18 protein-coding genes and 1 pseudogene are annotated in these 20,467 nt (G+C 58.9%); 4 read left to right on the forward strand and 15 right to left on the reverse strand.

Features of this window, described 5'->3' with window-relative positions; translation table 11 throughout:
* Positions 1-89: 89 nt before the first annotated feature.
* Genes leuB through leuC form a run of 3 tightly spaced genes read right to left on the reverse strand, consistent with a single transcriptional unit; the run spans position 90 to position 3,264 of the window.
* A complete protein-coding gene (gene leuB, locus LWH94_RS02210; protein WP_232901090.1) occupies positions 90-1,163 on the reverse strand; it encodes a 3-isopropylmalate dehydrogenase in 1,074 nt (357 codons plus the stop codon).
* A 17-nt stretch (positions 1,164-1,180) separates the two neighbouring features.
* A complete protein-coding gene (gene leuD, locus LWH94_RS02215; RefSeq protein ID WP_058340841.1) occupies positions 1,181-1,828 on the reverse strand; it encodes a 3-isopropylmalate dehydratase small subunit in 648 nt (215 codons plus the stop codon).
* A gap of 17 nt (positions 1,829-1,845) precedes the next feature.
* Complete coding sequence (gene leuC, locus LWH94_RS02220; protein ID WP_232901091.1) at positions 1,846-3,264, reverse strand: 3-isopropylmalate dehydratase large subunit; 1,419 nt, start codon at positions 3,262-3,264, stop codon at positions 1,846-1,848.
* A gap of 489 nt (positions 3,265-3,753) precedes the next feature.
* Between leuC and LWH94_RS02225 the strand changes: the two genes are divergently transcribed.
* Together LWH94_RS02225 and LWH94_RS02230 are read left to right on the forward strand one after the other, a co-directional pair.
* Positions 3,754-4,635: a LysR family transcriptional regulator gene (locus LWH94_RS02225; protein ID WP_199457587.1), complete on the forward strand. Its 882-nt coding sequence runs from the start codon at positions 3,754-3,756 to the stop codon at positions 4,633-4,635.
* 24 nt (positions 4,636-4,659) lie between these two features.
* A pseudogene (locus LWH94_RS02230) lies at positions 4,660-5,379 on the forward strand (ATPase, T2SS/T4P/T4SS family).
* Positions 5,380-5,387: 8 nt separating this feature from the next.
* Here LWH94_RS02230 and LWH94_RS02235 read toward each other — a convergent pair.
* The 10 genes from LWH94_RS02235 to LWH94_RS02280 form a co-directional block, all read right to left on the reverse strand.
* A complete protein-coding gene (locus tag LWH94_RS02235; protein ID WP_332875477.1) occupies positions 5,388-6,530 on the reverse strand; it encodes an MFS transporter in 1,143 nt (380 codons plus the stop codon).
* Positions 6,531-6,548: 18 nt separating this feature from the next.
* On the reverse strand, positions 6,549-7,643 hold the full coding sequence (aroC, locus tag LWH94_RS02240; protein WP_232901093.1) for a chorismate synthase: 1,095 nt from the start codon (positions 7,641-7,643) through the stop codon (positions 6,549-6,551).
* Positions 7,644-7,680: 37 nt separating this feature from the next.
* Positions 7,681-8,586 (reverse strand): 50S ribosomal protein L3 N(5)-glutamine methyltransferase, encoded by a 906-nt coding sequence (prmB, locus tag LWH94_RS02245; protein ID WP_232901094.1) that lies wholly within the window; start codon positions 8,584-8,586, stop codon positions 7,681-7,683.
* 84 nt (positions 8,587-8,670) lie between these two features.
* Positions 8,671-9,867 carry a patatin-like phospholipase family protein gene (locus tag LWH94_RS02250; protein ID WP_232901095.1) on the reverse strand — a complete coding sequence of 399 codons (1,197 nt, stop codon included), beginning with the start codon at positions 9,865-9,867 and terminating at the stop codon, positions 8,671-8,673.
* 3 nt (positions 9,868-9,870) lie between these two features.
* Positions 9,871-10,680, reverse strand: coding sequence for a DUF4892 domain-containing protein (locus LWH94_RS02255; protein ID WP_227508260.1), 810 nt, complete (start codon positions 10,678-10,680; stop codon positions 9,871-9,873).
* 94 nt (positions 10,681-10,774) lie between these two features.
* A complete protein-coding gene (locus LWH94_RS02260; RefSeq protein WP_232901096.1) occupies positions 10,775-11,695 on the reverse strand; it encodes an alpha/beta fold hydrolase in 921 nt (306 codons plus the stop codon).
* 12 nt (positions 11,696-11,707) lie between these two features.
* Positions 11,708-12,058 carry a PilZ domain-containing protein gene (locus LWH94_RS02265; protein ID WP_232901097.1) on the reverse strand — a complete coding sequence of 117 codons (351 nt, stop codon included), beginning with the start codon at positions 12,056-12,058 and terminating at the stop codon, positions 11,708-11,710.
* A 59-nt stretch (positions 12,059-12,117) separates the two neighbouring features.
* Positions 12,118-13,149 (reverse strand): DNA polymerase III subunit delta', encoded by a 1,032-nt coding sequence (holB, locus tag LWH94_RS02270; RefSeq protein ID WP_232901098.1) that lies wholly within the window; start codon positions 13,147-13,149, stop codon positions 12,118-12,120.
* Positions 13,142-15,238: a transglutaminase family protein gene (locus tag LWH94_RS02275; RefSeq protein ID WP_232901099.1), complete on the reverse strand. Its 2,097-nt coding sequence runs from the start codon at positions 15,236-15,238 to the stop codon at positions 13,142-13,144. Before LWH94_RS02275 ends, holB begins: the two co-directional genes overlap by 8 nt.
* Positions 15,235-16,263, reverse strand: coding sequence for a DUF58 domain-containing protein (locus tag LWH94_RS02280; RefSeq protein WP_232901149.1), 1,029 nt, complete (start codon positions 16,261-16,263; stop codon positions 15,235-15,237). Before LWH94_RS02280 ends, LWH94_RS02275 begins: the two co-directional genes overlap by 4 nt.
* 251 nt (positions 16,264-16,514) lie before the next feature.
* On the opposite strand from LWH94_RS02280, the gene LWH94_RS02285 reads away from it, so the two are divergent.
* Complete coding sequence (locus LWH94_RS02285; protein ID WP_232901100.1) at positions 16,515-17,129, forward strand: hypothetical protein; 615 nt, start codon at positions 16,515-16,517, stop codon at positions 17,127-17,129.
* Between the two features lie 134 nt (positions 17,130-17,263).
* Here the strand turns inward: LWH94_RS02285 and LWH94_RS02290 are convergent, their stop codons facing one another.
* Positions 17,264-18,235 carry a DUF6160 family protein gene (locus LWH94_RS02290; protein WP_232901101.1) on the reverse strand — a complete coding sequence of 324 codons (972 nt, stop codon included), beginning with the start codon at positions 18,233-18,235 and terminating at the stop codon, positions 17,264-17,266.
* Positions 18,236-18,376: 141 nt separating this feature from the next.
* Positions 18,377-18,946 (reverse strand): hypothetical protein, encoded by a 570-nt coding sequence (locus tag LWH94_RS02295; protein ID WP_022989013.1) that lies wholly within the window; start codon positions 18,944-18,946, stop codon positions 18,377-18,379.
* A 159-nt stretch (positions 18,947-19,105) separates the two neighbouring features.
* Between LWH94_RS02295 and pabB the strand changes: the two genes are divergently transcribed.
* Positions 19,106-20,467, forward strand: a complete 1,362-nt coding sequence (gene pabB / locus LWH94_RS02300) for an aminodeoxychorismate synthase component I (protein ID WP_232901102.1) — start codon at positions 19,106-19,108, stop codon at positions 20,465-20,467.

Genomic DNA, 20,467 nt, shown 5'->3' on the forward strand with positions numbered 1-20,467 from the left:
CCGTTATCGCTGGCAGGGACAGGATGGATGATCCCGCAGCGGCAGCATCGCGCCGCTGTCGGGTCTCGGTTTGCCGGATCAAGCCTGGCTTAAAGTGCGTTCAGAACCGCCTCACCCATTTCGCGGGTGGAGACCTTCTGGCCGCCGTCAGACATGATGTCTGCGGTACGCAGGCCCTGATCCAGCACCTTGCTGACCGCCGCTTCAATCGCTGCTGCGGCTTCTTCCTCATTCAGGCTGTAACGCAGCATCATGGCTGCACTGATGATGGTGGCCAGCGGATTGGCAATGCCCTTACCGGCGATATCCGGTGCCGAACCGTGGCAAGGCTCGTACATGCCCTGCTTTTCAGAGTTCAGCGACGCAGACGGCAACATGCCGATAGAGCCGGTGAGCATAGCCGCTTCGTCAGAAAGAATATCACCAAACATGTTGCCAGTCACAATCACGTCGAATTGCTTCGGCGCACGAACCAGCTGCATGGCGGCGTTGTCCACGTACATGTGGGACAGTTCCACATCGGGATATTCCCGCTTCAGGTCTTCCATGATTTCCCGCCACAGCACGGTCACTTCCAGCACGTTGGCTTTGTCTACGGAACACAGCTTCTTGCCCCGTTGCTGGGCCGCCTCAAAAGCAACCCGGCCAATCCGGCGAATCTCGGATTCGGTATATTGATAGGTGTTGTAACCCTGGCGCTCACCGTTCTCCAGCTCACGCACACCGCGGGGCTGGCCGAAATAGATACCGCCGGTCAGCTCGCGCACGATCAGGATATCCAGCCCGGAAACCACTTCCGGCTTCAGGGAAGACGCAGACGCCAGCTGCGGGTACAGAATGGCCGGGCGCAGGTTGGCAAACAGCTGCAGGTTGGAGCGCAAACCCAGCAACCCCTTCTCCGGGCGCTTGGCCATCGGCAAGCTGTCCCACTGGGGGCCACCTACGGCGCCCAGCAGAATGGCGTCGGCCTTGCGGGCCTTCTCCAGGGTCTCGTCCGGCAGAGGAGTATCATTAGCATCGATGGCCGTACCACCGACCAACGCGCTGTCAAAACTCAGGCCAAGACCAAACTGTTCATCAACCTTGTGCAGAACCTTTTCTGCCTCGGCAACAATTTCCGGACCAATGCCGTCACCCGGCAGAAGCAATACATTACGGGACATATCCAAATCCTTGTTAATCAGTTTCCAGCGTTAAACAGCCAGGGAGCCGTCTTGCGGCGAGCCTCTTCGTAGGCGCGAATGGTATCGGCATCTTCCAGCGTTACACCAATGTCGTCCAGACCATTCAGCAGACAGTGGCGACGGAAGTCATCCACATCAAAACCGAACGACTCGCCAGACGGCGTGGTCACGGTCTTGGCTTCCAGGTCAACGGTCAGCTGGTAGCCCTCGTTCGCTTCGGCTTCCTTGAACAGCTTGTCGACAACTTCTTCATCCAAAACAATGGGTAACAGGCCGTTCTTAAAACAGTTGTTGTAGAAGATATCGGCAAAGCTCGGGGCAATGATCACCCGGAAACCGAAATCATCCAGCGCCCAAGGCGCGTGCTCACGGCTGGAACCGCAACCGAAGTTGGCCCGGGCCAGCAGTACACTGGCGTTTTTGTAACGGTCCTGGTTCAGCACAAAATCCGGATTCAGCGGACGGCCAGCACAATCCTGGTCCGGCTTGCCTTCGTCCAGGTAGCGCAGTTCATCAAACAGGTTCGGGCCAAAGCCCGTGCGCTTGATGGACTTCAGAAACTGCTTGGGAATGATCATGTCCGTGTCCACATTGGAACGGTCCATGGGGGCTACAATGCCCTGGTGTTGCGTAAATGCGCGCATGGTCTCTCTCCTGTGGCTCAGTGCATCAATTCACGGACATCAACGAAGTGGCCGGTTACCGCAGCTGCAGCAGCCATGGCCGGGCTCACCAGGTGGGTACGCCCACCAAAGCCCTGACGACCTTCGAAGTTCCGGTTAGAGGTAGACGCACAATGCTCGCCCTGCCCCAGCTTGTCGGCGTTCATGGCCAGACACATGGAGCAACCCGGATCACGCCATTCCAGACCCGCCTCGATAAAAATCTTGTCCAGGCCTTCCTGCTCCGCCTGCGCTTTAACCAGGCCGGAACCCGGAACCACCATCGCCTGCTTCAGGCTGGAAGCCACCTTGCGGCCTTTCACCACCGCAGCCGCTTCGCGCAAGTCTTCAATCCGGCTGTTGGTGCAGGAACCGATAAACACACGATCCAACTGAATGTCGGTGATCTTCTGGTTCGGCTGCAAGCCCATGTACTTAAGCGCGCGCACAATGCCTTCACGCTTGATGGGATCTTCTTCCTTCGCCGGGTCCGGCACATTGCCGTCGACACCGGTTACCATCTCCGGAGACGTACCCCAGCTCACCTGCGGCTGGATGGCAGAACCGTCAAGCTCAACCACCTTGTCGAAAACCGCGTCGTCGTCGCTGTGCAGGGTGCGCCAGTATTCAACGGCCTTGTCCCAGGTCTCGCCTTTCGGAGAGAACGGACGACCTTTCACATACTCGATGGTGGTGTCATCCACCGCCACCATACCCACACGGGCACCGCCCTCGATGGCCATATTGCAGATAGTCATCCGGCCTTCCATGCTCAAACCACGGATCGCCTCACCACCGAACTCGATGGCGTAACCGGTACCGCCAGCGGTACCGATCTTGCCGATGATGGCCAGAACCACATCCTTGCCGGTCACACCCGCGCCAAGTTTGCCGTTTACCTTCACCAGCATATTCTTCATCTTCTTCTGAACCAGGCACTGGGTGGCCAGAACATGCTCAACTTCAGAAGTACCGATACCATGGGCCAGGCAACCAAAGGCACCGTGGGTGGAGGTATGGGAATCACCACACACAATACTCATGCCCGGCAAGGTCGCACCCTGCTCCGGCCCGATCACGTGTACGATGCCCTGGCGCTGATCCTTGATCTTGAATTCCAGGATGCCGAACTCGTCGCAGTTCTTGTCCAGGGTTTCCACCTGGGTGCGGGAAACCGGGTCCACAATGCCGTCGATGCCCCGATCACGATCGGTGGTCGGCACGTTATGGTCCGGTGTCGCGATGTTGGCATCAATCCGCCAGGGCTTGCGACCCGCAATGCGAAGGCCTTCGAATGCTTGCGGTGAGGTTACTTCGTGCAGCAACTGACGGTCGATGTAAATCAACGCGGAGCCGTCGTCCCGCTGTTTGACCAAATGGTCGTCCCACAATTTGTCGTATAAAGTCTTGCCCGCCATGGTTCTCTCTCACTCTCTGGGGGTTTCTGTTTCTGCTTTGATGCCTCTATCTTACTCTTCCGCCTGACATAACCTCAATTCATCTTTTTCATCTATCGAATTCCTCTTGGTTATATTCTATATTTCAGCTAGCCCGGAGTTTTGAGCTGACTTCAATCCAACTTCGTGCCGGGCGCACGTTGGTGGGGGCCGCTTCCCAAAAGGCGCTCGAGCCTTCCATGGGCGCTTGGCTCCGGCCATCCATGGCCTCCGAAACTTTTGGGAAGCGGCCCCCACCAACGCGCTCGAAAACGCCGTGCAAATTCCCACATCAGACGGCCTATTCAATTGTCCGCGGAGCGGCTTCAGGGCCCCTTCCCAAAAATGTGCGGAGCCATGGATGGCGGAGCCCAAGCGTCACACGGACGTGCCGAAGGAGCGTTTTTTGGGAGGGGGCCCTGAAGCCGCTCCCAGCCCCCAAATAAGAGGTAAGAAGCAAGAGGGTACATAGTGGATCCAAACGCACTGAAGGCATTCCTGACAATCGTAGACCAAGGCTCATTCTCCGAAGCCGCAGAAGCCCTGCACCTGACACAGCCGGCTATCAGCAAACGCCTTGCGGCCCTGGAAAACCAGCTGGGCACCAAGCTTATAGAACGCGGCCACCGGGAAATTCGTGTCACCGAAGCTGGCGCCAGGCTGCTGCCCCACGCCAGGCGCATCCTCGATGAAATCCACAACGCCCGCATGGCACTGTCAGCCGACGACGGCATCATCAGCGGAGAACTCGAAATCATCGCCAGCCACCACATTGGCCTGCACCACCTCCCGAACTGGCTGCGACGGTTCGTCAGTGACTATCCGGAAGTAACGGTCAACCTGCAGTTTATGGAATCCGATGCCGCTTACAGTCAGATGCTCAAACGTAACGCAGAGCTGGCGTTTGTCACACTCAGTGACAGCATGGGAAGCGAGTTCGTGGTATACGAACAGTGGTCTGATCCTATGGCCTTTGTGGTGGGCGCCGGCCATGAGCTTGCAGTGGGTAAAAACGCCAGTCTTGAAGACCTGGCCCAGTATCCCGCGCTGCTGCCAGACACCACCACGGCAACGTACCGGGCGGTCAGCCGTTTGTTCCTGGAAGCCAACCTTCCGCTCAAACAGCAGATTCCCACCAACTATCTTGAGACCATCAAGATGATGGCCAGTGTGGGCCTTGGCTGGAGCGTGTTGCCGGTGAGTATGGTGGATGAAAGCCTGCACCAGCTGGATACCGGGTTTCCGGTCAGCCGGGTGCTGGGGGCGGTGGGTTTGTCAGGCCGGCATCTGAGCCCGGCGGCGACCGCCCTGCTCGGTATTGTTCACGACGAAGAAGCAAACCAAACAACCTGATCCGGATAAACAACGGGAGACAAGATGGGCTTTGACGATTACCTGAAAATCCTGGCCAAACACGATGGCTCAGACCTTTACCTGAGCACGGGGGCGCCGCCCTGCGCCAAGTTCCACGGTACCCTGAAGCCCATTGACCGAATGCCGATGCCCTGGGGCTGCCGCCTATCCTGAAAGACGTGGTGATGGCCAAGCGCGGGCTGGTGCTGTTTGTGGGGGCGACCGGCTCCGGTAAGTCCACCTCCCTGGCGGCACTGATCGACCACCGTAACAGCAATTCGGCTGGCCATATCATCACCATTGAAGACCCGGTGGAATACATTCACCGGCACAAGAAGAGCATCGTAAACCAGCGGGATGAACCTTCGGGCGTTTGTGTCACAGCGCCTCATCCCTACCGTGGACAAGAAGCGTACCGCCGCTATCGAGATCCTGCTGGGCACACCTACCATCAGCGAGCTGATCCTGCGGGGGGAGATCGACGGCATCAAGGAGATCATGGAAAAGTCTGCCAACCTGGGCATGCAGACCTTCGACCTGGCCCTGTTCAAGCTCTGGCAGGAAGGCAAGATCAGTGAAGAAGAAGCCCTGAAGAACGCAGATTCCGCCAACAACCTGCGCCTGCGCATCAAGCTGCACGGCCAGGATGGCTCTTCCGCGAAAGACAGCAGCAGTTCCGGCGGCCCCAGCGGCAGCGGGCTGTCCCTGCAGCTGGAAGACGACGAGGAAGATCCGGATCAATAAACCCCGGGTCAGGCTTCTTTCGGCGGGGGCTGCAGCCCCCGCCAGGTAACCAGGATGGCAACGGCCATTGCGACGGCACCGCCCCAGAAGGCGGCAGAGGTGCTGTAGCCGTCCACCAGGAAACCTGACATCCAGGCGCCGAGCGCGCCACCGGCGCCGAAGGTCAACCCGCTGTACAGCGCCTGCCCCTGCCCGTGGTGATGTTTGCCGAAGAAACCCTGAATGTACTGCACCGAAACCGCATGTAAGGCACCGTAAGACGCCGCATGCAACAGCTGGGCAAAGATCAGTACCGGAACAAGCCCGGTGAGCTCGGCAACCAGCCCCCAGCGAATCATGGTCAACACCAGCGAGCCAAGCACAATCTGGCGCACGGTAAACCGCGTCGACAGCCGGTGCATGACCAGGAACAGCCCGATTTCCGCAATCACCCCCAGTGACCACAACAGGCCGATCGACAGCTTGCCGTAGCCGTGTTGTTCCAGGTGAATACTGAAAAACGTGTAGTAGGCGCCGTGGGACACCTGCAGCAGGAAGTTCATCAGGAAGAAGGCCACTACGGCCGGATGAGTAACGATGGCTTTCAGGCTGCCTTTGGGCGCAGGCTCTTTGCGTTCACCCCGTTCGGACGGCACCAGGAAGGCCGACACGGCAATGCCGGCGAATACCGGCAGCAACAGCCAGGGCAAATAGCGAATCGGAACCAGCTCCAGCAAGCCGCCTACCAGCGCCACCGCGCCGATAAAGCCCACCGAGCCCCAAAGCCGCACCTTGCCGTAACGTTCTTTTTTTGAACCCAGCACCCGCAGGGTGATCACTTCATATAACGGAAGAATCGCATTCCAGAAAAAGGTAAAGGCAAACATGACCAGCAGCAGGCCGTAGAAGCCGGGCTCCAGAAACACCCCGGCAAAAAACAGCGAACCGGTGATGGCACCAAAGCGTACCAGCCTTACCCGCTGGCCGGTGCGGTCGCCCAGCCAGCCCCACACGCTGGGGGCAACCACCTTGGTCAGCTGAATGGTCGCCATCAGGGTGGCGATTTGCAGATAGGAAAAGCCCTGCCCCTCCAGGTAGAGGGACCAATACGGCAAAAGCCCTCCAAGGAGGGCGAAGAACCAGAAATAAAGGTTAGACAGCCGCCAGTAGATGGTAGCGCCTCCCTGTTATCAGAGCTGGCCGAGTACCGGCGTATCGACGCTTACATCACCATTCTGGCCACGATGGCGCAGGTAATGATCCATCAGCACAATGGCCATCATGGCTTCGGCAATCGGCGTGGCCCGGATACCCACACAGGGGTCGTGCCGGCCAGTGGTGATCACTTCCACCGGGTTGCCATTCACATCAATACTGCGACCCGGCAGGCGCAGGCTGGATGTAGGCTTCAGGGCAATGCTAGCCACAATGGGCTGGCCAGAGGAAATGCCACCCAGCACGCCACCGGCGTGGTTAGACAGGAAGCCTTCCGGCGTCATTTCGTCCCGGTGCTCCGTGCCCTTCTGCTCCACGCAGCCAAAACCGGCGCCGATTTCCACACCCTTGACGGCGTTAATGCTCATCAGGGCATGGGCCAGGTCGGCATCCAGCCGGTCAAAAATCGGCTCGCCCAGTCCCGGCGGAACACCTTCAGCGACCACGTTGATACGGGCACCAATGGAGTCGCCCTCTTTACGCAGCGCGTCCATGTAGGCTTCCATTTCCGGCACCTTGTCGGCATCCGGGCAGAAGAAGGGGTTCTGGTGTACCTGGTCCCAATCCAGCTTCTCGATCCTGATGGGGCCCAACTGCGACAGGTAGCCCCGAATACGAATACCCAGGCGCTGCTCCAGGTACTTGCGGGCAACGGCGCCAGCAGCCACCCGCATGGCGGTTTCCCGGGCCGAGGAGCGACCGCCGCCACGGTAATCACGCACACCGTACTTGTGGGTGTAGGTGTAATCGGCGTGGGCCGGGCGGAACTGTTCGGAAATCTTGGAATAGTCCTTGGAGCGCTGATCGGTATTTTCGATGATCAGGCCAATGGGCGTGCCGGTGGTTTTACCTTCGAACACACCGGACAGAATCCGCACCTCATCCGGTTCCCGGCGCTGGGTGGTATGGCGGGATGTGCCCGGCTTACGCAGGTCCAGGTCCTTCTGCATATCCGCTTCAGACAGCTCCAGCCCGGGAGGGCAACCGTCAATAATGCAGCCCAGAGCCGCCCCGTGGCTTTCACCGAAGGTGGTTACGGTAAACAGTTTTCCAAAAGTATTTCCGGACATAATTCAGCACTTTATCAAGGTTTTATAATAAATTACTTCAGCTGTTTCTGGCCTGCCATTCACGCAGGTCCCGGGCCGTAACCAGGAACACGCCGTCGCCGCCATTCTCGAATTCCAGCCAGGTCAGCGGCAGGTCCGGATAGGCATCGTCCATCGCACCCCAGGAGTTACCCACTTCCACAATCAGCAGGCCGTCTTCGGTCAGGTGGTCGGCGGCACCGGCGATGATGCGGTGGGCAATATCCAGGCCGTCGTCGCCAGCGGCAAGGCCCAGTGCCGGCTCATGCTGGTATTCTTCCGGCATGTCCGCCAGGTCTTCCGCATCCACATACGGCGGATTGCTGAGGATGACATCGTAGCGGCCCTCGATGTTGTCAAAAACATCCGAGCGAACCGTTTGTACCCGCCCTTCCAGGCCGTGCATCTCGATGTTGGATTCGGCAACCGCCAGCGCATCTTCAGAAATATCCGACAGGTCTACATCTGCCTCGTCGAACACCGTCGCGGCGCCGATTCCGATACAACCGCTGCCCGTGCACAGGTCCAGAATGCGCTGAACGTGGGTGCCGCCAAGCCAGGGCTGCAAGCCGTTTTCCAGCAGCTCACCCAGTGGTGACCGGGGCACCAGTACCCGCTCATCTACGTTGAAGGGCATGCCCATGAACCAGCCTTCACCCAGCAAATAGGCAATGGGCACACGCTCGTTAATGCGGCGCTCAATGCGCTCGATGATAAGCTCCCGCTCGCTGCGGGTCAGGCGCGCATCCAGGAACAGGTTGTTGTTTTCCAGCGGCAGGTGAACGCTGCGAAGCACCAGTTGTACGGCTTCGTCCCACACGTTATCGGTGCCATGGCCAAAGTACAGGGGCGAGGCAGCAAACCGTGAGGCGGCATAGCGCAACAGGTCGCGAATGGTCTGCAAGTCGTCTACGGGGCTGGTCACAAACTCGGTTTCCTGAAAGGTTGAATATAGCGCGGCATTATACGCTTATTAGGCCGGTGGCTGCAGCTTTCCGCCCGCCGGCCATCACAGCGCCAGCGGGCCGGAACTGCTCCGGCTGGCCTCAAATCGATCCAGTGCCGCCGTCATACGTTCGCGCCCCAGCTGGATCAGCTCCGGCGCCTTGTGGAAGTCGTAGCTGCGGGACGCGTTCTTGGGAATATTGATCAGCAAGTCCGGCGGATAACCGGCAATCTTGTACTGCACCAGGGCGCTCTGCATGGTTTCGATGGTCAGGTTCATCACATCAAACTTGCCAATGCCCAGCTTGTCCCAGTCGATGGTGTCGTGCTCTTCCCGCTTTTCCGCATCCAGGTGGTCGGCCGGCACCGGAGCCTTGGCCTTGGCTTCAATCGCTTTTTCCTGCGACTTTTTGGCAATCTCCCGGCTGATCTTCTGTTCCGGTGTTTCGTCCTCACTGCCCTTGCGGTTAGTGAGCGCTTTCAGGGCATCCCAGTCGAACCAGCGGGAAGCTTTGTCCCGGAGCGCATCCATCCACTCTTCCATATCGCCGCCGGTATCTTCTGCAGGCGTCAGCGCTGCGTCCGGAATTCGCTGGAGTTGCTCTTCCTCGCCCGCCAGGTTGACCGCCATAATCAGGTCTGCGTGGGCAGAGATGGTGGGAATAATCGGTAAGGGATTCAGCACCGCACCGTCCACCAGCACACGGCCGTCCAGTACCAGCGGTGTCACTACACTGGGAATCGCAATGGAGGCACGGATAGCCTTGTCCAGAGGCCCTTCCTGGAACCAGATTTCCTTATGTGCCAATAGGTCGGTCGCTACGGCCGTAAAGGGAATCGGCAGGTCTTCAATGCGGGTATCACCCAGAATTTCCCGCACGATGGAAAACACCTTCTCGCCCCGGATGGCACCGATGGAGCTGAAGGTAAGGTCCAGCAGCTTGATCACATCAAACTGCCCTAACCCGGTTACCCAGTCTTTGTACTCTTTCAGCTTGCCGGCGGCATACATACCGCCAATCAGGGCGCCCATGGAGCAGCCGGAAATCGCAGCAATCTTGTAACCACGCTCTACCAGCACCTCGATTGCGCCAATGTGGGCATAGCCCCGGGCGCCACCGCTACCCAGGGTCAAGGCAACGGTCTTGCCCTTGCCGGTCTTGCGAACATTGCTGCTGGCAGGCGCACTTGCAGGAGAAACATCAGAGCTTTTTATGACCGCACTGGCACCGTTATCAACCGGTTTATACTTCTGTGCCATGGCTTACCTCTTGATCACCAATACTTCTACACGATCACCACGACGATCCGGGTCTTCCACCTGCACCACGGGCCCTACCGTGACAATTCGAATCTGGCTGCGGGAGATTCCGGTTTTGCCCAGCACCTCGGCCAGGGCATCACCTGCCTGCCGGGCGCGCTCCAGGGCCGCCTCCAGACGCTCGCCGTCCTGCAGGGAGGAGAACGCGGCCAACACCACCTCGGCGCCCTCATCAGCCGCCCAGTCGGTCAGCCTGCGCCGGTCATCGGCACTGAAATCAAACCGATAGGTAACGCCACCGCTCCAGGGCACCACCACCGGCCCCTTCATTCGCCCGTTTGACGCTTCAAAGCCCGGAATGGACGCACCTGCGCCTACCTCCAGCTGCTCCACCCAGACATACTCCCGCAGGTTACCGCGAGTGACGGTATACACCAGCGTGAGCCACTGGGTGCCGTTCTCGTCTTCCACTGCAGCGGCCACATAATCCTGGCTGCCATCCCGGCCCAACAGGCGGGATTGCTGAAAAATCTGGTTGGCCCAGACGTTGTTACGGCCGCACTGTATACCGGAACACTGGTACAGAACGCTGGCGCCCCTGGCCCGGAGTTCCGTCAGGTAATGGTCCAGCGCAGCCTCGCGACTGGCGTCCCGGTTGATCTCGAACAGCTGCCCCTGGCCAGACACCGGCAGGCGCGCCATTACATCGGAACGGATTTCGTTGCGAATCTCCCGCACCGGGCTGAACAGCACCAGGTGGCCGCTGGATTCAATCGCTGCGGTATTCTGCAGCGACGATTGCGAGAACTGCACAGGGGCCTGCGCAAGAGCGTTTGCCTGGACAGCACCGGCAGACGCAAACAGAACTACAGCCGCCAAACCTCTCAAAAAACCACTGCGGGATCGGTTAAACATCAAAAAGAAACCTTTTTATGGCATCACTGACTGGCGTGGTATCGCCATCCAGGTGACAGTGGTGGCCGCCGGGAACATCCACCGTGGTCAGCTCCGGAATCAGCGCCGCGCGCTGATCCAGCCCCTTCCGGTAAGTCAGCAGGCCTTCCTCGGCACGCACAAACAGCGCCGGGGTTTTAATGGCCGCCAAAGAGGCTTCCACCTGTTGCTCTGTCATCATCAAAGCCGTGGGGTGCCGCAACCTTGCATCGGTCTGCCAGACATACCCCACCCCGTAACTGCGCATGTTCCGGGGCACCAGCAAGCTGGCCGCCTCGGCACTCAGGGGGCTGAGGCCTCCCTCGCGAATTCGTGCTGCGGTTTCCACATCCGGATAGATCGCCGGCGGCGCCGAACCGTTACGCTTTTTCTGCAACGCCCGGCGCAGCTGGGGAATAGTTTCTTCCGCCGGGCGGCTAAGCGCCCCCAGGCTGTCGATCATCACCAGCCGCCGAACCCGCTCCGGAAAGGCCGCTGCGTACAAAGCACATACGATGCCGCCCAGAGAATGGCCGACCAGGTCTATCGGTTCTTTTTCGCTGTGCGGAAAATGGCTGTCGATCAGTTCGGAAAGGTCGCCCACATAGTCCATCAGCCAGTAGCTGTACCCCGGCGGCCGGTGGCCGGACTGGCCGTGGCCTGCCATGTCGATGGCGTGGACCGGCGCATGGGCGGCAATTTCCGGCGCAAGGCGGGCAAAGCTCATGGCGTTATCCAGCCAGCCGTGCACCATCAGCACAGGTTGCCGGGTGGCTGCTTCGCGGGGCGGATGCCAGCTCAGGCCGGCAAGGGTGATGTTTTCGAGTGGCCAGTGCGCCTCCCGGCAGTCGGCCGGAACTTCGTGCCCACTGTCGGGTAACACTGTGTCATTCATGCAAGGCAGGTCCTACATGGTGTGGGTGGGGCGATCAGAGCTCAGGGAGCCAGCCAGGTATGATTCAATCTTGGTGCGGGCGGTTTCATCATCACCGTTGAACTGCACACCGATACCGGCAGCCCGGTTGCCCTGGGCGCCTTTCGGGGTAATCCATACCACCTTGCCGGCCACCGGGATTTTCTCCGGCTCGTCCATCAAGGTCAGCAGCAGGAAAACCTCGTCGCCCAGCTGATACTGCTTGTGGGTGGGAATGAACAGGCCACCCTGCCTTATGTACGGCATATAGGCTGCGTACAGCGCGGCTTTGTCGTTGATAGTCTGGGTCAGAATACCACTGCGTGCTCCGAATCCGGGCCCCATATCAAACACCTTCTTTTTTCTGATATTTCGCAATCATAGCAGCTGTTAACCGCTAAAGCTCAACCTGCGGCGCGCTTTCTGGGCATCAAATCACGCCAGGCAATCAACAGCTGGCTGGCCTCCAGTTCCGGGCTGGCATTATACACGGCGGCCTCTCGGCTCTGCCGGACCCGATCCAGCAATTCATGGGCCCGCCAGGGCGGATTGCTGCGGGCCAGGAACATCAGCATATCTGCCGCTTCGGTATCATTGGGCTGACCGCCGGCGCTGCACCGGGCCAGGTCGGCGGCCCAGCTTTCGAAAAGCCAGAGGGTGTCTTCCAGGCCGATGGTCTTGAAGCACTTCGCCGCATCACCCACGGTGACCTGGCCTTTCATAAACTGCTTGAAGGCCTCGAACGCCTTGTCCCGCAACCCCGGAAACTCTCCGGTGGCATATTCCAGCGCCAACCTAGGCGCATTACCCGCCAGCATCAGACTCTTGGCCAGCACCTCGGCTCCGGGGCGCTGATCTTCCTCCAGCCCGGATACCTGCGCAGCCAGCCAGTTCTGGGCCTGTTCTTCCGCTGGCACCGGAATGGTCAACGCCTGACACCGGGAGCGAATGGTGGGAAGCACCGGCCGGCCACTTTCCTGCAACAGCAGCAGGGTGACATCCGGCAGAGGTTCTTCCAGGGTTTTCAGCAGGGCGTTGGCGGCATTGATGTTCAGCAGGTCTGCCCGGTCGACAATGGCTACCTTGTGATGGGCCACCTGGGGCGAACCCACGGCAAAGGTAGACAGTGCCCTCACCTGGTCCACCTTTACCATGCGGGATTTCTCCGGCGCGTAGATTCGCAAATCCGGATGACTGCCCGCACGCAGCAACTCGCACTGCTTGCAGTGGCCACAAGCCACCAGGTTGCCGTTACCCAGGTCTTGCCGGCGATCGCACAGCAATAACCCGGCAACGGCCTCGGCCCAGGCACGCTTGCCCACACCCCGTTCGCCGGCCACCAGCAAGGCGTGAGGCAGCCGGTCTTCCGCCAGCCGGTGCTGAACCGCGTGCCAGGCCTTGGCCAGCCAGGGCATGTCTTGGGCGATATCACTCATTGGGTGGAGTCCGTGTTTCGGGTACTGGTTCCGGGCCATTGCGCCGTTGCCGCTTCATGGTACGCAGCAACCGCTTCAAACGGCGGGTGTCGTCGGCAGAGGCCGGCGCGGATGAGGCACTATAGTAATGATTGTTCACGGCCCGGGCAAAGACCCGCGCCGATTCAGACACAGCGGGAACCGCCCGGGACAGCCTTTGCGCCAGCGCTTCCGGAGTTTCACCAGCCCGCACCGGAACGCCCGCTTGCTCACAGAACCGGTGCCAGCTGCTGACCACCCGGCGGAACGCATCCTGCCGTGCGCCCCGCTTCATGCCCAGGGCAGACACCAGGCCGGCTACCAGCAACGCCAGGCCGACAATACCTGCCGTCAGGTAGCCCAGTTCCTTCATACCCACGCCACCGGGCAACCGGGACATCAAATCCATCTGGCTCTGGCCCTGATAACCCACCACCCAGCGCTGCCATTGGTAGTTGATGCGGTCCAGCTGCAGTGAGGCCCACTGCAACACCTGCAGATCGCTGTAACGCTGAGGCGAGATCAGTTCGTTTTCCAGGAATGAACCTTCGTCTGCCATGGCGTCCCGCAGCCCGGATTCAATCCGGCTAGGGGCGATGGCGGCAGTAGGATCAACCCTCACCCAACCGCGCCCTTCAAGCCACACTTCCACCCAGGCGTGGGCATCGTACTGGCGAACAATGTAATACTCGTTGTTGGCACCGGCGTCGCCACCCTGGTAACCCACAACCACCCTTGCGGGAATACCCGCTGCCCGGAACACAAAAGTAGCTGCACCGGCATAGTGGGCACAGAACCCCCGCTTTTCATCGAACAGCAGTGCATCAATGCCATCTTCCGGCATGGCGGGTGGCCGCAGCGTGTAGAAATACTCCTGCTCCCGGAACCGGCGCATCAACTCCATCACCGTTTGTTCCGGGCTTAACTGCGAACCCAACTGCTGCGCCAGTTCCCGTGCCCGGGGGTTGCCCTGAGCTGGCAGCTGCAGGTATCGGCGTTGTTCCAGCGGTGACAACCCCTGCACTGCGCTGCTCGCCGCCACATTGCCAAGAGCCATCCGATAGCGCACAGAGCTGTCTGCCGGGCGCCGGAAACGGAACAGGTTTTGCTCTGCCTCTACCACGTTATCCGAGACAGCTTCGGAGCCATCCAGGGCGAACGCCCAGCGCTGGTCCGTGGGTTCCAGCAGCACATCGTACTGGTTCGGTTCCAGATCCCCCACGCCGCCATCGATGGCTACGCGGCCCGGCCGGAAGAAACGCTCGGAATCGCCCTGGCGCCAGGTTTCGCCGTCCAGCCGGTCCAGGATCAGCCCACGCCAGTAGCGGTCACGGTAATCCGGCGCATCACCACCGAAGGTCACCCGAAAGGCCCGTTCGCTGCTCTGGGCCAGGTTGGAGATATCGCCCGGGCGCATGGTGTCCGAAATCCCGCTCCGGGCCTGGCCAGACACCATGGGCACACTCCACAGCGGCGCCATGCGGGGGAAGAACACAAACAGCAGGATCACCACCGGCAGGGTTTTCAGTATCAGAAGGCCAAGGCGCTTCCAGCCCCGGCCGATGGCATTGGGCAGGTCCGGCGCGTTTATGGTTTGCAGCCCCACCAGCAACAGTGCAATGGCGGCAAAGTTCACCAGCGCCCAGAGAATGTCCTGCCGGAACAGGAAATTCACCGTGGCCAGGTACACCAGGATAAAAAACAGCACATAGAAGTCCCGGGCACTGCGGGTTTCCAGCCATTTCAGGCCCACCGCCAGCACAAAGAACGATGCCGCCGTATCTACCGTAAAACGTCCCTGAACCGTGGCAATGTACACCGCCATCAGGATCAGCATGATACCGGTGCGCAACCAGCGCCCGGGCAAACGCACCCGCCCAATCTGCGCCAGCCAGCGCCAGCCAGCCAGCACCACACAGGCGGCAATCAACCACACCGGCAGTCGATCCCACTGGGGCACAAGCAATACCGCAAAAGCCGCAATCAGCCACAGCAGGGCCTTACCAGGAATGGTTTCTTTCGGCGGCTCTTCCCGGCCACTGAACAAGCCAAAAGGCAGGGAAAGATTCATACCGCACTGCCTCCCCGTGCTGCCCGATCCAGTTTCCTGCGGGTACCAAAGGCCCTGGCATCATCGTCCCGGGGCTTTTCCTCGCCCCAGATAGCCAGCGCCCGCAGGCAACGTTCCACGTGCACCTTGCCGGAATCCGGCTCGATCACCTCACCCGGCAGGTTCAGGCCAAAACGGGCGCCCTTTGCAGCCCTGTCCTGTACCAGCCAGGCCAGGTAACTCAGCCGCAGCTCGTTATCCACGCCCGGGAAAGCAGCAAAATCCAGCCAGTGCGGGCTGCCCTGCTTCTCTTCCCAATCTGCCACCACCATCTGGCCGGAGCGGGCAAAGCGCTTCCACATCACCCGGGGGCTTAAATCCCCCTCCCGCCAGGGCCGCAAGTCCGCTTCGTCCTGCCCGGCTGTTTTCGCGGCCGCCGCGTTCTCCGGGCCATCCTCCAGGGTACTGAGTGCTTCCGGCGCAGCTAATGGCCGCGGAAACACCAACCCGGCCGAAGACGGCCGCACCCAGGACCAGGCCTTCAGCAAACCAAACGGAAACCGGGTTTCAATACGCACCCTGTCGGGGCGCAGATAGCCGCGCCAGGCCGAAGGGACAGGCAGGGTGACGTCTTTCGACTCCCCGGCTGGCACATGAATACCCTCAACCCGCGAGTCCTCCACCGACAATCTGATCGACAAGGCATCGTCCTTGCCACTGCTGACCCGGAACCGGAAAGGAATGTCTTCACCAGCCACACCTTCCCCTGCCTGAATGAGGGCAAGCGTCAAGCCGGACAGGTTACGATGGGTCTGGTGCATGGCCCCCACAAACAGGGCGCCCAGCATGAAAGTAAGCAGGTAAATCAGGCTGTTCTGATAATTGATGCCGGTAATCAGCATGATCAGCAACAGAATGCCGAACACCACACCGGCGCCGGTGGGCAGAATGAAGATGTTTTTCTGGCTGAACAGAACGCTGTCTGCACGGGGAATACGGCGGTTGATCCAGCGGCTGAAACGACGGCCAACAGATTGTTTTATCATGCCCATCAGGCCGGAAGACTCCTGAAAAGTTCAATGCAGTTTACGGACTATGAAACCATATCCACAGCGTTTTTATAACTGTACTCCGTAGGGGAAGATTCTGATCACAATAACGGCACTTTCCGGTTGAAATCGTGTCAGACAAACCGAATACTGACAAAATGAAGCGCATAGCCTGAATGCCCTGAGTTCGGCAGTCTCCGCAGTCTCAGCAGCGCCTCTGCACACACCGGTTACCCAAGAGGCAACTCATGATACGTCGCAAACTGCTTGCCGCTGCCATAACGGCCGCCATCGCTGCCCCCGCAACTGCGGGCGTACAAACCATGACGTCTGACGAAATGGTGGAAACCTACGTAGAAGACTCCGCCGTTATCGTGGTACCCAAAGACCAGCAGAAATCCGAGGCGGACCGCCAGCGCATCATCCAGGCCCTGACCATTTCCCCGGGCGAGCCGGTGGTCACCGAGGCGGAAGAGGAAGCCTACCGGGAAGCCCTGCAACGCTACCTGGAAGATGACCGAAAAGATTCCTTAACCGACGCCGAAGAAGAATTCCTGCGCCGCGCCCTGCTGTTGCCAGTCGACGAACTGGCAAGGGTACAGCCACCAGCCGAATTCCGCCCGGACATCCCCCAGCTGATCTTCGGCCAGCAACCGGAAATTCCGGACGAACCCTTTACCCAAACCTTCCTGAACGACCAGCTGGGTATCGGCTTTGACGGCCAGAACCTGAATTTCAGCATCGGTAATCCACCGGGCATCGACCGTATCGATATACCCCAGGCTATCAACGAAGGGCCGGTTAACCTGACTCCGCGGCCGGGTGGCGGGTTTGATCTTTCTATTCAGGTGCCGGATCAGTAAGGACTTATTGCAGCGCACTCGCTAACGAAAAACGGCAGCCCATTCGCTGCCGTTTTTTTGTGTCTGAGCGTTCTGCAGACACAAAAACGCCCCGCCGAGGCGGGGCGTTGTACCAGGATTGGTGTCAGGTCAGATCAGTCGTGACCGTAAACAGCCAGACGGGTGTCAGACAGGTGCAGGTTATCGATACTGATGGTACCGATGCTGGCACCGCCAATGATGGTCTCTGCAATGTTGACATCCATCAGGACATCGGCAACATCCACGCGTAGCACATCAGTTGCAGTAGAAGCACCCAAACCGTCGCCTTTGTAGACATCCAGGCGAGCAACCGCGAACGACGTGCCCAGGGCGCCTGAAGCGAGGGCAACGAGGCGTCCATCAAGCTCTGCATCCTGACTGTTGTCGTCGCCCAGAATGGCAGTAAGCTCATCCTCATCCATAGTCTGACCGAAGTCATTCACACCACGGATGCTCATACCCCTGATACCAACACCCATGAACTCACGGTCAAAGTCCATTTGCTCAACAGTGAAAGCAACGTCCAAGTTAAGCGTTCCGGTACCGGCTACGCCATTAACGTCGTCGGTGTCCACACGGATATCCAAGGCACCCAACAGACCCCATGCATCCATATTGGAAATCAGAGTGGTCTGTTCTCCGGCGTTGCCGCGAAGTTCCATGGAGTCTGCGGTCATACCCCAGTCAATAGGTACCGGTTGCTCTGGGGTACCTGGATCGCCATCGTGATCGATAGTTTGCAATGAACCCACGTGAATGACGGCATCGCCATCATCTGCAACATCAATATCAATCTTCAGGTTATCCAACAGGCCACCGGCACCCGTCGCAGCGGCATAGTCGGCAGCGCTATCAGAAGCACTAACGGTTACACCACCAAGATCGATACCACTAACCGCGAAAGTACCTTCGTCGGTATAGGTGAACTCACCAATGGCAACGCGAGTTTCCAGCTCAATGGTCACACCAGCCTGGCCGGTGACATTTCCCATCGTGGAGTCATCCAGGGCTTTCAGATCAGCATTTGCAGCAAACGGAGCTGCGGCGATCGCGGTAACCAATGCAATTTTTTTCAGGCCTTTCATTCTTATCTCCTTATAAACTCATTTTGTTGTTATCTGAGTTTTTGTTTAAGTGCGAGCTCAACTGCTCACGACTCCATTTAAGATTGTTTTACAGTCTTATTCCGTGACTACTCTCACACTTCCAAACACCGCCAGACTTGTTCACTTTCCATCATAGAAAAATTCGAAACTCTTATCCTGCGATACCGCAGCTCTGAACTCTGCGGTACCAGAGTTCAGAGTTACCGGCACTAATTTTATTCCGGATACACCCAAACGGTGCTCGTGTTCAATCGCAACAACTCTGCGCTTCATACCGTTCTTTTCTATAGTTCCAGGGTAAGCAACTAAGCCAGCATCGATCCGCCCGTGGCGAGCTACTGACTTCAGACTTGCGCGATACATTAGTACCTTGATTTCTGGAGGAGCTCCCTTCGCATCTTCTCCTAACTGAATTTTCTTCAGCTCACCGTTCTTCATCAACATCCAAGCGTTTGGTTCAAAAACACCAGAGGATTCAAGTTCGTCTTTCACTTGGGCAATCGAAGCCTCCGTCATCGCCTTCAAATCTCCTTGCGCCTGTCGCACAACTAACGACAGCTCTTCGGCCGTAAGCTTCCCATCAGCTAGCACGTGGTCTTCGTATTCCGTTTCTTGTGCACAGCTCAATGGAGCCCACATACCGGCCAGTGTTAGTGTAAGTATTAGATTCAGCGAGAGAAATTTATGCATTTTCTTGACCCAATATTTGTTTTTTTAGAGCACGAACAAAGCGGAACTCCGTTAGAATGATCCGCTGGCTGTACGGTCATTAGATCAGCGCCTGTCCCAATCGGACAACGCCCGTTTTGTGCAGCGTGTAGCATTCTTCCAATTTTTAACGGAGGTAACTTGGCCTTACCTGTCTGCCAGTCCATTTCCCGCCAGCAGTTTGATCAGCTTTGCAGCTATTCGGCCGCAGAGCCGGACTTTGTATTTCTGGGCGGCCAGGCAATTGCGGGTGGGCGCGGGGCTGCGCGAGGGTTTTCCTGCCAGGCGGTGGAACGGGTATCGTTGCCAGCCAATGCAGGCGCGGGCGTGGACACTCAGGCTTTGGCCCGGGAGATGGAACAACTTGCGGCGCCTCACCAACACGTGCTCGGTTCGTTAAAGGCAGCGCCCTGCCCGCTGATCGGCGGCTGGGTCGGCAGCCTGGCCTATGAGTTCGGATACGCCCGGGAGGCGAAGCTGCAAGGGCTGGTGCCGGAGCTGCCGTTACCGCTGATGTTTGCCGGGTTGTATCTGTGGTTTGCGAGTGAAGACCTGGAAACAGATGACTGTTACCTGTGGGTGCACCCGGACTTGCCGCAGGCTCAGCAGGAACAACTGGAAAAGTGGCTGGCTAAGCCCGCTGAGCCACAGCCAGAGCACTGGGCCATGGAGCAGCCATTCGAGCCGACTCAAGCCCCGGCCGATTTCCGCAATCGCGTGCAACAGGTACAGGATTACATCCAGGCCGGCGATTGCTATCAGACCAATCTGTCCCAGTCTTTTGAAGGAAGCTACAGCGGCGACCCCTGGCTGGCGTTCACGGAACTGAGCCATACCAACCCCACCCCCTACGCGGCGTTTCTGCGCCATGAAGGCAGCGCGGTGGTGTCGGTGTCACCGGAGCGATTCCTCGCAATCCGCGACGGGGTGATCGAAACCAGCCCGATCAAAGGCACCCGGCGGCGTGGTGCCACGCCGGAGCTAGACAAAGCCCTGGCCGATGAGCTACTGGCCTCGGAAAAAGACCGTGCGGAAAACCTGATGATTGTGGATTTGCTGCGCAACGACCTGAGCGTGAACGCCCTGCCCGGCTCGGTGAAGGTGGATGAGTTGTTCGCGCTGGAAAGCTACCAGAATGTGCACCACCTGGTGAGCCACATTCGCGCACAACTGAAGCCCGGTGTCAGCCCGTTACAGGCGCTGTTTGATGCCTTCCCCGGCGGCTCCATCACCGGCGCCCCGAAAATCCGGGCCATGGAGATTATCCACGAGCTGGAACCCCACTGGCGCGGGCCCTATTGCGGGTCGGTGTTCTATTACGGGCTGGATGGGCGGCTGGACAGCAACATTGCCATTCGTACCCTGCTCTGCGAAGCAAACGGCAGAATTCAATGCTGGGGTGGAGGCGGAATTGTGGCGGATTCCGACCCGGAAGCGGAGTATCAGGAAACCCTGACCAAGGTGAAGCCGCTGATGGACTTTCTGGAACAACTAAAGCGGTAA

It is taken from the genome of Marinobacter sp. G11 (genome assembly GCF_021282325.1).
GTDB classification, from domain to species: Bacteria; Pseudomonadota; Gammaproteobacteria; order Pseudomonadales; family Oleiphilaceae; genus Marinobacter; species Marinobacter vinifirmus.

Bases quoted from the DNA above. Each gene is read 5' to 3' on its own strand.
- holB (WP_232901098.1), bottom strand. From the start codon at position 13,149: ATGAGTGATATCGCCCAAGACATGCCCTGGCTGGCCAAGGCCTGGCAC.
- LWH94_RS02275 (WP_232901099.1), bottom strand. From the start codon at position 15,238: ATGAATCTTTCCCTGCCTTTTGGCTTGTTCAGTGGCCGGGAAGAGCCG.
- LWH94_RS02280 (WP_232901149.1), bottom strand. From the start codon at position 16,263: ATGATAAAACAATCTGTTGGCCGTCGTTTCAGCCGCTGGATCAACCGC.
- leuC (WP_232901091.1), bottom strand. From the start codon at position 3,264: ATGGCGGGCAAGACTTTATACGACAAATTGTGGGACGACCATTTGGTC.
- leuD (WP_058340841.1), bottom strand. From the start codon at position 1,828: ATGCGCGCATTTACGCAACACCAGGGCATTGTAGCCCCCATGGACCGT.
- LWH94_RS02260 (WP_232901096.1), bottom strand. From the start codon at position 11,695: ATGAATGACACAGTGTTACCCGACAGTGGGCACGAAGTTCCGGCCGAC.
- leuB (WP_232901090.1), bottom strand. From the start codon at position 1,163: ATGTCCCGTAATGTATTGCTTCTGCCGGGTGACGGCATTGGTCCGGAA.
- LWH94_RS02295 (WP_022989013.1), bottom strand. From the start codon at position 18,946: ATGCATAAATTTCTCTCGCTGAATCTAATACTTACACTAACACTGGCC.
- LWH94_RS02290 (WP_232901101.1), bottom strand. From the start codon at position 18,235: ATGAAAGGCCTGAAAAAAATTGCATTGGTTACCGCGATCGCCGCAGCT.
- aroC (WP_232901093.1), bottom strand. From the start codon at position 7,643: ATGTCCGGAAATACTTTTGGAAAACTGTTTACCGTAACCACCTTCGGT.
- LWH94_RS02250 (WP_232901095.1), bottom strand. From the start codon at position 9,867: ATGGCACAGAAGTATAAACCGGTTGATAACGGTGCCAGTGCGGTCATA.
- LWH94_RS02265 (WP_232901097.1), bottom strand. From the start codon at position 12,058: ATGGGGCCCGGATTCGGAGCACGCAGTGGTATTCTGACCCAGACTATC.
- LWH94_RS02285 (WP_232901100.1), top strand. From the start codon at position 16,515: ATGATACGTCGCAAACTGCTTGCCGCTGCCATAACGGCCGCCATCGCT.